11 protein-coding genes and 2 pseudogenes are annotated in these 13,939 nt (G+C 66.4%); 7 read left to right on the top strand and 6 right to left on the bottom strand.

The window, feature by feature from the left end:
• Positions 1-894, top strand: a complete 894-nt coding sequence (locus ACFFIC_RS09675) for an alpha/beta fold hydrolase (RefSeq protein WP_377049971.1) — start codon at positions 1-3, stop codon at positions 892-894.
• Here the strand turns inward: ACFFIC_RS09675 and ACFFIC_RS09670 are convergent.
• A pseudogene (locus ACFFIC_RS09670) lies at positions 864-1,667 on the bottom strand (IS630 family transposase). The gene ACFFIC_RS09675 and the pseudogene ACFFIC_RS09670 overlap by 31 nt on opposite strands.
• Positions 1,668-1,786: 119 nt before the next feature.
• On the opposite strand from ACFFIC_RS09670, the gene ACFFIC_RS09665 reads away from it, so the two are divergent.
• Both ACFFIC_RS09665 and ACFFIC_RS09660 read left to right on the top strand, forming a co-directional pair.
• Positions 1,787-2,419, top strand: coding sequence for a maleate cis-trans isomerase family protein (locus ACFFIC_RS09665; protein WP_377049970.1), 633 nt, complete (start codon positions 1,787-1,789; stop codon positions 2,417-2,419).
• Positions 2,420-2,584: 165 nt separating this feature from the next.
• The gene (locus ACFFIC_RS09660; protein WP_377049969.1) at positions 2,585-3,910 is read left to right on the top strand and encodes an alpha/beta hydrolase family protein; all 1,326 of its coding nucleotides are present in this window, start codon (positions 2,585-2,587) and stop codon (positions 3,908-3,910) included.
• 160 nt (positions 3,911-4,070) lie between these two features.
• On the opposite strand, the gene ACFFIC_RS09655 is transcribed toward ACFFIC_RS09660, so the two are convergent.
• On the bottom strand, positions 4,071-5,213 hold the full coding sequence (locus tag ACFFIC_RS09655; protein ID WP_377049968.1) for a serine hydrolase domain-containing protein: 1,143 nt from the start codon (positions 5,211-5,213) through the stop codon (positions 4,071-4,073).
• 40 nt (positions 5,214-5,253) lie between these two features.
• On the bottom strand, positions 5,254-6,831 hold the full coding sequence (locus ACFFIC_RS09650; protein ID WP_377049967.1) for an ABC transporter substrate-binding protein: 1,578 nt from the start codon (positions 6,829-6,831) through the stop codon (positions 5,254-5,256).
• Positions 6,832-6,921: 90 nt separating this feature from the next.
• Between ACFFIC_RS09650 and ACFFIC_RS09645 the strand changes: the two genes are divergently transcribed.
• Complete coding sequence (locus tag ACFFIC_RS09645; RefSeq protein WP_377049966.1) at positions 6,922-8,352, top strand: amidase; 1,431 nt, start codon at positions 6,922-6,924, stop codon at positions 8,350-8,352.
• A 134-nt stretch (positions 8,353-8,486) separates the two neighbouring features.
• Here the strand turns inward: ACFFIC_RS09645 and ACFFIC_RS09640 are convergent.
• Positions 8,487-9,420, bottom strand: a pseudogene (locus ACFFIC_RS09640) (transposase); the annotation flags it as partial.
• Between the two features lie 183 nt (positions 9,421-9,603).
• On the opposite strand from ACFFIC_RS09640, the gene ACFFIC_RS09635 reads away from it, so the two are divergent.
• Positions 9,604-9,753, top strand: a complete 150-nt coding sequence (locus ACFFIC_RS09635) for an SDR family NAD(P)-dependent oxidoreductase (protein WP_377049965.1) — start codon at positions 9,604-9,606, stop codon at positions 9,751-9,753.
• Between the two features lie 401 nt (positions 9,754-10,154).
• Here the strand turns inward: ACFFIC_RS09635 and ACFFIC_RS09630 are convergent, their stop codons facing one another.
• Positions 10,155-10,553, bottom strand: a complete 399-nt coding sequence (locus ACFFIC_RS09630) for a MarR family winged helix-turn-helix transcriptional regulator (protein ID WP_198384587.1) — start codon at positions 10,551-10,553, stop codon at positions 10,155-10,157.
• Between the two features lie 104 nt (positions 10,554-10,657).
• Entirely contained in the window at positions 10,658-12,001 is a 1,344-nt protein-coding gene (locus tag ACFFIC_RS09625; protein WP_377049964.1) for a Rieske 2Fe-2S domain-containing protein, read from the bottom strand.
• A gap of 253 nt (positions 12,002-12,254) precedes the next feature.
• On the opposite strand from ACFFIC_RS09625, the gene ACFFIC_RS09620 reads away from it, so the two are divergent.
• Together ACFFIC_RS09620 and ACFFIC_RS09615 are read left to right on the top strand one after the other, a co-directional pair.
• Positions 12,255-13,232 carry a PDR/VanB family oxidoreductase gene (locus tag ACFFIC_RS09620; protein ID WP_377049963.1) on the top strand — a complete coding sequence of 326 codons (978 nt, stop codon included), beginning with the start codon at positions 12,255-12,257 and terminating at the stop codon, positions 13,230-13,232.
• Positions 13,233-13,234: 2 nt separating this feature from the next.
• A partial coding sequence (locus ACFFIC_RS09615) for a Gfo/Idh/MocA family protein (protein WP_377049962.1) occupies positions 13,235-13,939 on the top strand: 705 nt, incomplete at its 3' end.

Here is a 13,939-nt window from a genome sequence, read left to right as displayed (position 1 = left end):
ATGACCGTGCTGACCCCTCGCACCGTCCAGGCCAATGACTTGGTCACCCAAATCTTCGAAGGCGGCGCCGGGAACGGACCGGCCGTGGTGCTGCTGCATGGCGGCACGCCCGGCCTGGTGCCGTATGCTGGCGGTTCCCATCTCTGGGGTGCCCTGCCTGAAACCCTGGCGCGCACGCGGCGCGTGATCGCGATCGATGCTGCGGGCAGCGGCGGCACGCCCGCGGGCGACGGACCGCTGACGGTGGAGGTCATGGCCCGCCACGCCGCCGCCGCCGTTGCCGCGGTGGCGGACGGCCCCGTGCACCTCGTCGGGCACGATCTCGGCGGGCTGGTCGGGGCACTGGTGGCGCTCGATCAGCCGGGTCTCCTCGCCTCGCTCGCCATCGTCGCCAGCGCGGCTGCGGCGCCGAGCGGTGATGGGGTGGACAACCTTACCTTCCTCGGCGCGCCCGAGCCCGCCTCCACCCGCCAAGCACAATTCTGGGCCTTCGACCGCATGTCCTACGCCCACCACCACATTGACAGTACGCTGCTGGACGGATCTGTCGCGGCGGCAGAGAGCGAGGCGCATCGGGCGGTGCTGCGCCGCATGGCCAACCCGGCTGCAGCCGCCGCCCTGACCGGCAGTGTGCTGCGCGCCAAGTTTGGCTTGTTCAGGGCGGCGCGGGAAGCCGCCTTTCCCGTGCCCACCCAGATCATCGCGGCGGCGGAAGACCCGCTCGTCTCGCGCGACCACATGCTCTGGCTTTTCCGCATCATTGCGCAGCACCAGCCGGCCACGCAGTTCCACCTGATCAACCGGAGCGGCAGCTTCCCCTTCCGCGAGCAGCCCGAGGCCTTCCTGCATGTCCTGACCGCCTTTCAGGACGGGTTGCTGGCCATGGCCGCGTGAGCACGAGCCTGATGCACCTGCAACCGGTCGAGGATGAGGAAAACCTTGCGGCCTGCGCCGCGGACCAGGCGCTCGAGGAAGCGGATCAGGGTTGACGCCTTGATCGCACCGTCGAGCACCATCCAGCGCACCTCGACCCTGTTGGTCGCCGCGGAGACCAGGCCGACATTGGCTCGCCGGTGGTTGGCGCGGACCACTGGAGTCTCGCCGCGCGGGGCATAGCTGCGGCCGCTCACGTCGTCCGAGCGCAGGTCGCTCTCGTCGCCCCAGAAGATCACCCCGTTCGCCGCCTTGGCCCGCGCCGCGATCGCCGGGTACTCGCGCCGCAGCCAACGTCGCACCGCGGCCGGGTCCTGCTCGCAGGCCCGCCGCAGCGGCTTCTGCGGCGTGTAGCCCTAATGTGCCAGGTAGCTGCCCATGGTCCGCACCGCCACCATGATGCCGAAACGCTGCCGGACCAGGGCCTGCACCGCTGCCCGGCTCCAGAGCGCGAACGGCAGCCCCAACTCATCCGGCATCTGCTTGCGGATCAGTGCCTGGACTTCTGCCTCCTGCTCCTCCGCTAGCAGGCTGCCATGCCCTGGTGCTGGCCCGCGCGTCTTGCTCTTCAGCCCCGCCTGGCCGCGCGCCGCGAAGCGCTTGCAGATGTCAAAGACCCCGGTCGGGGTCAGACCGACCTGGGCTGCGATCGCTGCATAGGTCTGCCCCGCCTGGCGCAGCCCAATCACCTGCCGCCGTCGCTCCTCTTGCGCCTCCGGCGCCAGGCTCCGCATGTCTACGTGCTTCATTGTTCCGCCTACCTGGGCACAGCAGGCAAAATCCTCAAGAACACCAGAGCCGGCTCAATAAGTCTTCCGAGAACATCACCGCCGGGCCAAATCTGGCAGCCCTTATGCCGAGTGACGTCTCGCTGCATGTGACCCGGGTACCGCTGAACGGCAGCTCCCGCGAGGAGTTGTTGCGGATGGCCGAGCGAGTGGAGGCAGCAGCCGCCCTGTTGGGTCATGCCAAGCCCAATGTTATCGCCTTCCACTGCACCGCAGTCTCGCCCTTCAGCGACGTGTTGGAAGGCGAGATCCTGAGGCAGGCGGCAGCCTCGGCCCGCTGTCCGGCCATCGCAACGTCTCAGGCAATTTTGACCGGCGCGGCCGCGCTACACGTGCGCCGCATTGCTTTGGTAACGCCCTACATCGAGGAGATCAATCAGCGAGAAGCGGCGTTCTTCGGTCAACATGGCCTGGAATGCGTGGCCGAACATGGGCTCGGTCTGCTTACGCCTGCCGAGGTGTTCGACGTGTCGCCGGCGCGCTGGCTAGATCTACTGCGAAGCTGGGTGCCTGATGAAGCTGAAGCGGTCCTGCTTGGCTGCACCGCCATCCGGGTGCTGCAGTTGGTGGATGCTGCTGAGGCGCTACTTGGGCGTCCGGTGCTGACCAGCAATCAGGCCACGGGCTGGCTCCTCCGACGCCAGCTCGGCATCCATGCGCCATTGCTGGGCTTCGGCCGACTGCTCTCGCCGGTCTGATCTCCGAGGTGTTGCGAGCGTGTTGCTGAAGGTCGCCGATGCGAATAAGGACGAGTGCAGGTTATAATTACCGACAGTGAAAGAATGCGAAACCTGAGGAGCTTGACTGTCTGAAGCATGGAGACCGGCTCACTCAATGGCCGGGTCCCGATCACAGGAGGTTTCATGTACCAAAGACTGCGTATTGCCTGCATGGCGGTCCTGGCCGCGACAGGGTTTGCATCAATGGCGCAGGCTCAACCCACATCGAGCCATGTTCCGCTCGGTGCAGCGCAAGGTGTGTACTACCAACCGGAAGGAGGAAATCCTCATGTGGCGTTCCTCATCGTCCATAGAACTTCGGATTATCTTCGGCACATTGGATGCACAGAGCTGCCGAGACGCGGATTCGCAGCCTTGTGCATGAACACGCGCTACATCAACAATGAGTTGCTTGTGGATTGGGATCGCATCGCGCTCGACGTAAAGGAAGGCATGGCCTTCCTGCGAAGGCAGCCCGGTATCCGCAGCATCGTCCTACTGGGGCATAGCGGGGGTGGCCCGACGCTCAGCTTCTATCAGGCCGTCGCGGAGGTTGGCACCGCGTTCTGTCAGGATTCGCGTAAGCTCGTCCCATGCCGAGACGATCTGGCGGGATTGCCCGCAGCTGACGCCTTGATCCTGGCGGACGCACATCCCGGCGTTCCCGTGATCTTGCTGCGAAGCTTGAATGGCGCCACGATAAGCGAGGCGCCCGGACAGTTTGACTCGAGCCTGGATCCTTACAACTCGGCCAATGGCTACAACCCAAATGGGTCCTCGCACTACTCTGCGGAGTTCCAGACCCGGTACTATGCCGCGCAATCGGCCCGTATGAACCGGCTCACCGACGATATACTGGTCCGTCGGCAGCGGATCGCCGAAGGACGTGGACCCTATCCCGACAACGACATTGTCGTCATCCCGCACGGGGGTAACCCTGGGCCCGGTCCAGGTGGAGCCTCGCAGCTGCATAGTCTGGATACAGCGGTACCGCTTCGGCGGACGCTCCGATCACAGCAGCTGCTCCAGAACGACGGCAGCGTCGTAAGGCAGGTTGTCCAATCCGTCAGCCCGCCAGAACTGGAGACCTACGCGACCACAAACAGCTTCGATCGGGGCACCAAGTTGCTCTCGATCCGCTCTTACCTCAGCACGCAGGCCGTCCGCTCCACGAACTCCTTCGACGGCGTCGATCACTGCTCATCGAACAACTCCACAATTTGCGCGGTCGGTGTCATCAGCAAGCCGTTGCTGGTCATGGGAATGACAGGTTACCTGTTCATTCGGGACTCCGAGGAGGAGTTTGACGCGGCCCGAAGCACCGATAAGAGTTTGGTTTTCGTTGAAGGCGCCACTCACGGCTTTACACCTTGCATTCCATGCGACCCAAACCCGGATGCGTACCGCAACAGCGTGCGGAACATGTTTGATTATATCGCCCGCTGGACCGAACAGCGCTTTCTGCAGTAAATTCATGGCGCCGCTCGAGCCGGCAGCAATTCCCTCGCCGCGCAAAGATTTTAGCTGCGCCAGGCGAGGGAGTCTTACCACTATGCCTCAGACACACGCGCCGATGTGCAGGTCGGCATTCTCGGCCTGGCGCTGGTCCGGACGGCACTGAAGCGATCGCTTATGCACAGCAGCTCTGCAGCGCCTCCACTAACGCGGCAGAGCGCGTGCTGCGCTCCGGCCCCGGATACATCGAGTTCATCGTGTAGGCGAAGCCGAGCTGGCGGTCCGGGTCGCCAAAGGCCGTGGCGCCGCCGGCGCCGGACATACCGATGGCGCGCGGGCCGGTAGTTGGGAAGCTCGGTGTCGTCATGATGAAGCCGAGCGACATGGAAAGGTAGCGGCCGATCGCGTCCGTGCCGGTCCACTGGATCTCAGCCGCTCGCGTCACAGCGGCGGGCGAAAGCAGACGCACGCCGCCCAGCGTTCCGCCTTCGGCCATGGCAGCACAGATCCGAGCCAGCGACCGGGCGTTGCTGTGCCCGTTCACGGACGGAATCTCAGTCTGGCGCCAGTCGCTGCTGTTATAGTCCTCGTCCGGCCAGAAAATCCGCCAGCTGCGCCCAAAGATGTTGTCGTCCCCGGCCGCTACCCATGTCGCCGAAACATGCTCCGATGCACCAAGAAAGGTGGCGACACGCGCCTCCTCCTCCTGTCGTAGGCCGATGCAGAACTCGATACCGAGCGGCCCAGCAACATGCTCGCGGATGAAGGCCGACGGCATCATGCCGGTGACGCGCCACAGCACCGCGCCCACGAGGAAGCCGTAATTGGCGGAATGGTAACAAGGGGTGGTGCCGGGCTCCCACAGTGGCTGGGTACGGGCGAGCGCTTCGGTCATCCGCAGCCAGTCATAAGCCATTCCCGGTGTGGCATCGGCCGCCACCGGCACGCCGGCACGGTGGTCGAGTAGCCATTTTACCTTGGTGTCCTGCTTGCCCGCTGAAGCGTATTCTGGCCAATAGCGCGCGACGGGCGCGTCCAGATCAACAAGGCCCCGGTCCGCAGCGATGTGCAGGGCTAGCGCGACAACCTCCTTCGTGACCGATTGGACGCAGACTAGAGTGTCCGCGTCCCATTGCAGGGTTCCCGCAGCGTCGCGCGAGCCACCCCAGAGATCGACCACCAACTCACCCCGGTGCACGATTGCAACACTAGCGCCAACCTCGCCGCGGTGGGCGAAGTTCTCCTCAAAGGCTTGTCGGATGGCGGCGAAGCGAGGATCGCAGTGGCCGCGGCTCCTGATCTGAACGCAGTCGGACACAATCTTGCTCCTTTGAATCTCGCGAGCGGTGCGAGGCGTGTCAGTTCTTGCGCAGGTTCCAGAAGACTGGGAAGCCGGACACCACGTCGGTGACGTTCGCGCGCTGCGCCGTGACTTGCCGGTACTGGCCAAGTGGGATGTAGAGCACATCCTCCAGCGCCAGCCGTTGCATCTCCACCGCGATCGCTCGCTGAGCCGCGAGATCTGGCGCATCGAGCCAGGAAAGCCGTAACGCCTCGGCGCGCGGGTTGTCCGGCCACCCGTAGAAGGCAGTGTCCGGGTTGGCGACGAGCTGCGTGCTGATGATGGGGTTGACGAAGTCGCTTCCTGCGCCGCCGCTGAAGAAGCAGCTCCAGCCGCCCTGATCAACCGGCTCCCGGCGGGTGCGGCGCTGTGACACGGTGGCCCAGTCGAGTGCCTGATAATCGACCTTGAGGCCGATTTTCCCCATCATGTCGGCGCCCACGTCGGCCAGTGCACGGAAGGTCGGGAAATCCGTCGGCACGATCAGCACCACACGTTCCCCAGCGTAGCCAGCTTCAACGATTTCTCTGCGGGCTCGGTCGAGATCGCGCGGTCCGGTCAGGGGTTCCATGCCGGCATCATTGGCCAGCGGCGTGCCCGGCGCGAAGACACCAACGTTCGTCTGCCACATCGAGGGTTCGTCGCCCACGGCTGCTTGCAACATTTCGCGCTGGTCGATGGCTCGGAGCAGGGCACGCCTGATACGAGGATTATTGAAGGGCGGGTTTAGGTGATTGAGCCGCATGATGAGCATGGAGCCGGCCGGATCCAGCTGCCGCACCTGCACGCCGCGGGCCCGTTGCAGGCTGGATGTGAGGTCAGGTGCCACGTACTCCCACCAATCCATCTCGCCGGAACGCATGGCGCTCGCAGACGTGGATGGATCAGGCATGGTGTGCCACTCTACCCGGTCAACATGGACCCGCTTCGGCCCGGAGGTCGCAACCGCGTCGCCCGATTCGCGCGCGCGGTATGCCGCGAAGCGGTGATAGACGGCGAGCGCTCCCGGCACTCGCTCGCCTGGAACAAAGCGGAAAGGTCCGCTGCCGATCACCTCGGGCAGGGCCACGGAGGGAGGGAGGCGGGCCAGTCGTTCTGGCAGCATTGCTGGCATCAGTGGGTTCGACTTCGCGAGCGCGTCTGGCAGGCGCGGGAACGGTCGCTTCAGCCGGAAGACGATGGTGCGGTCGTCCGCCGCGGCGACCTCCTCGGTAGCGTCGAGCAGCAGCCGTCCGAACGAGTCACGACTTCCCCAGCGCCGTATGCTGGCCACGCAATCACGGGCCAGCACCCGTTCGCCGTCGTGCCATGTCATTCCTTCCCGAAGTACCAGCCGCCACCGGCGGCCATCCTCCTCGACCGAATGACCTTCCACCATCTGCGGCGTCGACCGGTACTGCGCGTCCAGACCGTAAAGGGTGTCGAACACCATGTAGCCGTGATTGCGCGTGACGTAGTTGGCTACAAAGTGCGGGTCCGTGGCCGAGAGGTCCGCCTGAGGGATGAAGCGCAAAACCTTGCTGGCCTGCGTCCGAGCGACCGAGGGCAGGAGCAGTCCTGAGGACGCTGCCAAGAGCAGATTGCGACGCTGCATTGCCTTCCTCCTGGTTACTTCGTAACCTAAGCATCTGGAGCGTGGCGAGATCAACTGCCTGTTGCCGCAACCCGGGTTAGGAGATAGCCGGTGGCCGCCTTCAGCGAATACGGATCATTTGATGCGGTCGGCCTCGCCCAGCTAATAGAACGGCGTAAGGTCAGCGCGAGTGAGGTCGCCGAGGCGGCAGCCGAGAGGATCGCGCGCCTAAACCCGGCGCTCAATGCCTTGACGGCGTCCTTTCCGGAGCATGGCGCGGCACTCGCGGCGCAATCGCCGGTAGAGGGCCATCTCTGCGGCGTTCCCTTCCTCCTGAAGGATCTATCGACGCATCTGGCTGGCACGCGGCTGACCAATGGCAGCGCCCTTTACGCGGGTTACGTCTCCACAGAATCAAGTACCATCGTCGAGCGGTACCTCCGGGCCGGGTTGGTCATCGTTGGGAAGACCAACACGCCCGAGTTTGGCCTCTCCCCGGCGACGGAGCCCCTATTCACGGGGGCGACGCGCAATCCATGGGACCTTGAGCGCAGCGCAGCTGGTTCCTCCGGTGGATCGGCGGTCGCCGTTGCCTCAGGCATGGTGCCGGCGGCCCACGCCACCGATGGAGGTGGGTCAATCCGCGCACCCGCCTCAGCCTGCGGATTAGTCGGGCTGAAACCGACGCGGGCACGCACTCCTTCAGGCCCCTTCGCAGGCGAGGGCTGGGGCGGGTACTCCGTGGCTCATGTGCTGAGCCGCAGCGTGCGCGACAGCGCCGCCCTGCTCGACGCAACACATGGCCTAGCACCGGGCGACCCCTACGCCGCGCCCACGCCGGCAGGGCCCTTTCTCTGCGAAGTCGGCGCCGACCCCGGGCGGTTGCGCATGGCATTCACGACCCGCTTCGCAGGCGGCCCGGAAACCGAACCGGACTGCATGGCCGCGACGGAGCAGGCTGCGGCGCTCTGCGCGTCGCTTGGCCACCATGTAGAAGTGGACCAGCCCGATTTCTCGATGGACGAATTCGCCTGCAGCAACCTCGTTATCGCCACGCATATACGCCTCGCCATCCTGCAGAGGGCCATGGCCCTCGGCCGTGATGCGGAGCGTGGGGACGTGGAACCGCTCACCTGGGCGGCGGCGGAGACCGCGCGCGGAACGACGGCTGCTGAATACGCCGGCGCAATCAATGCACTGCACGGCGTTAGCCGCCGGATTGCTCGATTTTTCGATAGGTACGACGTCCTGATCACCCCAACCTTGGCGCAGGTTCCGCCCCCGCTTGGCACGCTGCGCAAACAAGACGACAGCTACGCGGAGCACCGGAGGAAGGTGCGGGACTTCGCGCCTTTCACGGGAATCTTCAACGTTACCGGCCAGCCCGCTATTTCGCTGCCGCTAGGCATGAGCCGCGAGGGCCTGCCGGTCGGCGTGCAATTCGTCGGCGGGTTTGGCCGGGAAGATGTCCTCTTGCGGCTGTCAGCGCAGCTCGAACAGGCCCAGCCCTGGTGCGGACGGCGGCCACCCTGTGCAACATAATCCGGCGCTCTGCCATGCATCTGGAGCATGGCTTACTTGCCTCCCTGCACGGCGCTCTTCAGGCGTTCAAAGCAACAAGCGTAGTCTACAATGGCCAAGCCGACCGGATCCCAACAATGTTCCGAGACGAGACAGGCGTCCTGGTCGGAGGCCTTGTTGGTCAGGTGATGCGCCACGATCACCTGTGCCGTCGCGTCCACCGCGGGACCCGCATTGTAGGCCTGCAGGAAGCCGTCGCGGCCCTTCATGATCCGGCTCTCCGGGTCGGTGAAGTTGCGTTGGGCACTGGGGTTCGGTACGCCAGGTGCACGCTTCGGCTTGCGCCCGCGGCGCCCGCCCGGCGAGCCATCGGCCTTGGTCTCCGGATCCGGCTTAGCGGCTTCCGCAGCCCGTGCCTCGGCCTCCAGCTCCGCCTTCGCGGCCCGGATCCGCTCCAGGCGGCGCCCCTTGTCGCGCATCCAATCCGGCATCTCGTCGCCGCGCCGCTCGGCCCCGAGAGTGGCGTCCTCCTCGGCATCCGTCCCCTCCGCCTGCGCCAGCCATCCCTCAACCTCGGCCGCCAGCTCGGCCTCGGCCGGGCCCATCCGGGCGTAGCTCATCGCCTTGTGCTTGGAGGCATTGGCCCGCAGCTTGGTGCCGTCCACCGCGACATGGCCGAGCCCGACCAGGCCAGCACGTCGACACAAGGTGAGCACCTGCACGAAGAGCGCGGCCAAGGCCGAAAGGTGGCGCCGGCGGAACTCGCTGATGGTGCTGAAGTCGGGCCGGTTCAGCGCCGTCACCGCCTGGAAGTCGCGGTTCGAAGCAGTGCTTCGAACCTTCGCAGGCGCGCGCAATCCGCCGCGACGAGTAGACGCCACGGCGGTAGGCGTAAAGCAACAGCCCCACCATCATCGCCGGGTGGTACGGCGAATAACCACGGGGCTCCGTGTAGGCCGAAAGGATGGCGAAGAGATCGAGTTCCTCCACCACATTGTCGCGGACCTGATGCGCAGGACGCCCCTGGGGCACGAACTCCTGCACCGAGGGCGGCAGCAGCCAGACCTCGTCCACCTTCCAGGCCGAAATCTCTTCGTCATGCCGCCGAGCGAATCGCCGCTCGTCCCACCTGTCGATCCAATTCAGCCGTTACCGAGACACGCTCCTAGGGCTGGGATGGGGCAAGCGCCACACAACTTGGCCAGGGCTGCCTCCGACGGGTACGCTTCGGATTGTCGCCGATAAGGCTGAGCATCTCGGCAGTGACCCACCGTGTGCCAGGCCATCGTCCCGATTATGGAGCGGCGGCCCAGCGGTAGCGTCGTGACCATCGCGAGCGGCCTTATGGCGCGGCCCGCAGTACCCTACCACGACTACATCACGGCCAAGGCGGGCCTCATCGGCTTTGCTGGCCCCATGTAGGCATCGATGATGAGGCACCGTGTTGCATGCCGACGCGCCGCAGGCCGACCTTGAGCCCGACGCCGAAGGGGAAGGGGACCCAGACGAGGCCAGCGCCCAGCCGGCTACCCTCGCCCCCGGTCACCACCCCTCCCACCGGGCCATGCGCGCCGCGTACCGCCACAACTGCGACCCCGTCCCGAGCAACCTCAGCCCTATGGATAAGCATTCAACCGGGACCCCACAAAAATGGCCTTATGTCTTTGAGGTTGCTTCTGAATCTGCTCAAAGAGCGGGGGCCCGATCGACGCCAATGGGGACCCCGGCACGTGGCCTGATCTGCAAGTAGATCCAACAGGTTACGAACTATTTAGAGTTGGGTCCCAGTTGGGTGCCGAAACACACCCGTGGCCTTTCTCCCCTCAGTCCTGCAGCGGAAAATTCCCCCGTGCCCGCCGCAGCAACGCTTTGAGCATCCGCGCCTCGTCCCCCGATAGCCCCCGCGTCGCCAGCGCGTTCACCTGGTGCGCCTCCGGCACCAGAACCTCCCGCAAGTCGCGCCCCGCCTCGGTGAGGAAGATGTGCACCTTCCGCTTATCCGTTTCCGACCGCACGCGGTGGATCCATCCCCCCGCCTCGATGCCGCGCAGCGCGATCACGGCGGTCGGCTCCATCATACCCACGCGCCGCGCGAGGTCGCGCTGGGTGATCCCGTCCTCCTCCCACAGCACGCGGAGGAAGTACCAGGCCCCCGGCGCGACCCCATGCGGCTGCAGCCGGGCTTGGAGGTGCCGCTGAATCGCGCGGTTCAGGTCGCGCACCAGGAAACCCACGCTCTCGTCGAAGGGCAGGGGGTCGATGCGCGTGCCCGCGGGCGCCGGCGGTTCCGCCGCCGGTGCCCGGATCGCCGTGGAGAACGGCGGGCTCAGGCGACCGCCGCCTGGGCCATCTCCCGCTCCTCCGGCTCTTCCTCCATGCCCGTGAGATAGTGGGCCTCTTCCTCCGAGGCGCCGAGCGTCCGCCAGTCCGCGGTCTTGGCCACCACCCCCTGGTAGGAGCGGAGCTTGCCCTGCGGCAGGTGCGGCGCACCCAGCCCGATCGGCTCGGACCCGGCCTCGTGCCGCGCGACCGCGTCCAGCATGATCCGGCGGAACTGGATCACCGCGATGTCGCTCGCCCCCAGGCGCTCGCTCGTGCGGTCGGCGATCGCGCCCATGGATTCCCACATCGCGATGTCCTGGTTCGGGATGCCCGGAATGCCCGTGAAGGAGTTGCCGCCCTTCATGGCCTCGCGATCCTGGAGGTAGTCGTTGGAGGCATGCCGCTTCATCGGGCGGAAGTCGGCGTTCACATCCACGCCCACCTCAGTCACGCAGAACTTCCGCCACGCCTCGGGCGAGATGTTCTCGCGGCCTTCCTCGGTCCAGGCGATGAAGTGGAAATAGGTGCTGGTGTCGTCCCGCGGCACGATCACGCTGGCCACGTTGTAGGTGGAGTTGGGCGGGATCAGCGCCGTGAAGGGCGCGACGAAGGTGGTGATCCGCACGTAATCCTGCGTGGCCGCGTTCATGAGCGGCCGGCGGATGGCGGCGTAGCGCATGCCGTAATTCGTCACCTGCACCTGGATGCGCGGGTTCTTGTCGGTCGAGGGCCGCACCCAGTGCGTGTCCAGCGCCGCGGCATCGCCCCGCGCCGGCCGCATGTCCGAGGAGTGCAGCGAGGACGAATGCGCGCTGTCGATCTGCCCTTCCATGATCTGCGCCCAGTTGCAGGGCAGCTCGATCCGCAGCGCCGAGACACTCGCGCCGGGGGTGGGTGCCCAGGCCGGCTGCTCGAACACGGGCATCTCCTCGGCCTTGCCCATGTAAACCCAGATGAAGCCGCCGCCCTCGCGCACGGGATAGGCCTTCTGCTTCACCCGGTCGGCAAAGCTGCTTTCCTTCGGCTCGGACGGCATGTCCACCACGTTGCCCTCCACGTCGAACTTCCAGCCGTGATACAGGCAGCGCAGCCCGCAATTCTCGTTGCGCCCGAAGGCGAGGGAGGCCTTGCGGTGCGCGCAGAACTCGCCGAGCACGCCCAGCCGTCCCTCGCTGTCGCGGAAGGCCACCAGCTTCTCCCCGAACAGCGTCACCCGCACCGGCTTGCCGTCGGGTTCGGCCACCTGCTCGGACAGCAGGGCAGGCACCCAGTGGCGGCGGATCAGGCGCCCCATCGGCGCATCGCCCTCCACGCGGCACAGGGTCTCGTTCTCGGCGGCGGTCAGCATGGGACGCTTTCTCCCGATGGGCTAGGCAGGCCCGGTGAATAGTTAGAGCGCTAAGTTTATGCTGATGCTTCTCTGCGTCAAGCGAGAAGCTCGCGGGTCTTCCTCCGTCGGCACAAGCCTATGAGCGCCCCCGGCACACCTCCACGAAACGTGATGCAGGTGATTTTCTGGAAACACTCTTGCTTAGTGAAGCTTAGTCTTCTAAGTATGTTCTATACGCAGTCCTCAGAGGCCGCCAGGAGGAACACGCCCCATGCTCGAAGCGCCCGCCGAAGGCGAATTCATGCCCCTCCGGGTAACCCGCGCGGAGCCTGCCGCCGACGGAATCCACCTTTTCGAACTGCGCGCCCCTGATGGCGCCGAGCTGCCGCCCTTCACGCCCGGCGCCCACCTTTCCGTGCGCGTCCCGTCCGGGGCGATGCGTAACTACTCTCTTTGCAACGACCCGCACGAGCGTGACCGTTACGTCATCGCCGTCAAACGCGAGGGGGGCGGCCGCGGCGGCTCCGTCGCGCTGGTCGACAACACGGCGGAGGGCGCGACGCTCGACGTCTCGGCGCCGCGCAACCTGTTCGAGCTGGACACGAGCGCCCCGGAATACATCTTCGTTGCGGGCGGCATCGGCATCACGCCGATCCTGGCGATGATCCGCTATCTCAAATCCATCGGCGGCAAGCCCTTCCGCCTCTTCTACCTGACGCGCCACACCGCCGGCACCGCCTTCCACGGCGAACTCTCCGACCCCGCCTTCGCCGGCGGCAACGCCGTGGTCATCCACCACGACGAGGGCGACCCCGCCAATGCCTACGACCTCTGGCCCGTCTTCGAGGAACCCACGCGCGCCCACATCTACTGCTGCGGCCCGCGCCCGCTGATGGACGCTGTGCGCGACATGACCGGCCACTGGCCGGAGAACAGCGTCCACTTCGAGGATTTCGGCTCCGACCTCGTCCGCCCCCGCGCCGACGACAAGCCCTTCACGGTCCGCCTTGGCCCCGATGGCGCTCCGCTCGAGGTTCCCGTCGGCACCACCATCCTGGAGGTGCTGCGCGCTCACGGCCGCAAGCTTCCCTCCTCCTGCGAGAGCGGCACCTGCGGCACCTGCCGCACCCGCTACACCGCCGGCGAGGTGGACCACCGCGACATGGTCCTCACGCCCGCCGAGCAGAAGACGGCGCTCATGATCTGCGTCTCCCGCGCCAGGACCGACAGCCTCGTGCTGGAGCTCTAGGCGTGCGGCGCATCCGCCTCGGCGTCGCCGGCCTCGGCCGCGCCTTCATGCTCATGCTGCCAACCCTTGCGCGCGACACGCGCGTGGAGATGGCCGCCTGCGCCGACCCGCGCCCCGAGGCACGCGCGCGCTTCGCGCAGGATTTCGGCGCGCGCACCCATGACAGCGTGGAAGCCCTCTGCGCCGATCCCGGCCTCGATGCCGTCTACATCGCCTCGCCCCACCAGTTCCACGTCGCCCATGTCCGTGCCGCCGCGGCCGCCGGCAAGCACGTGCTGGTGGAGAAGCCGATGGCGCTGACCGTGGAGGACGGCCTCGCCATGATCGCCGCCGCGCGGGAGGGGGGCATCCACCTCCTCGTCGGCCACAGCCATTCCTTCGACGCGCCCTATCTCCGCGCCCGCGACCTCATCCGCTCGGGCGAGTACGGCGCCGTCCGCATGGTCACGGCGCTCAACTTCACCGACTACCTGTACCGCCCCCGCCGCCCGGAGGAGCTGGACACGGCGCAGGGCGGCGGCGCCATCTTTTCCCAGGCGCCGCACCAGGTGGAGGTCGCCCGCCTTCTCGCCGGCCGCCCCGCGCGCTCCATCCGCGCCACCGCCACGGTGTGGGACCGCGCCCGCGGAACCGAGGGCGCCTTCAACGCCCTGCTCGACTTCGGCGAGGGCCTGTCCGCCACCCTCACCTACAACGGCCACGGCCAC

It is taken from the genome of Muricoccus vinaceus (assembly GCF_042433125.1).
GTDB lineage: Bacteria > Pseudomonadota > Alphaproteobacteria > Acetobacterales > Acetobacteraceae > Roseomonas > Roseomonas vinacea.
The sequence above is the reverse complement of the archived record's forward strand: the minus strand, read 5'-3'. Positions and strand labels throughout refer to the sequence as shown.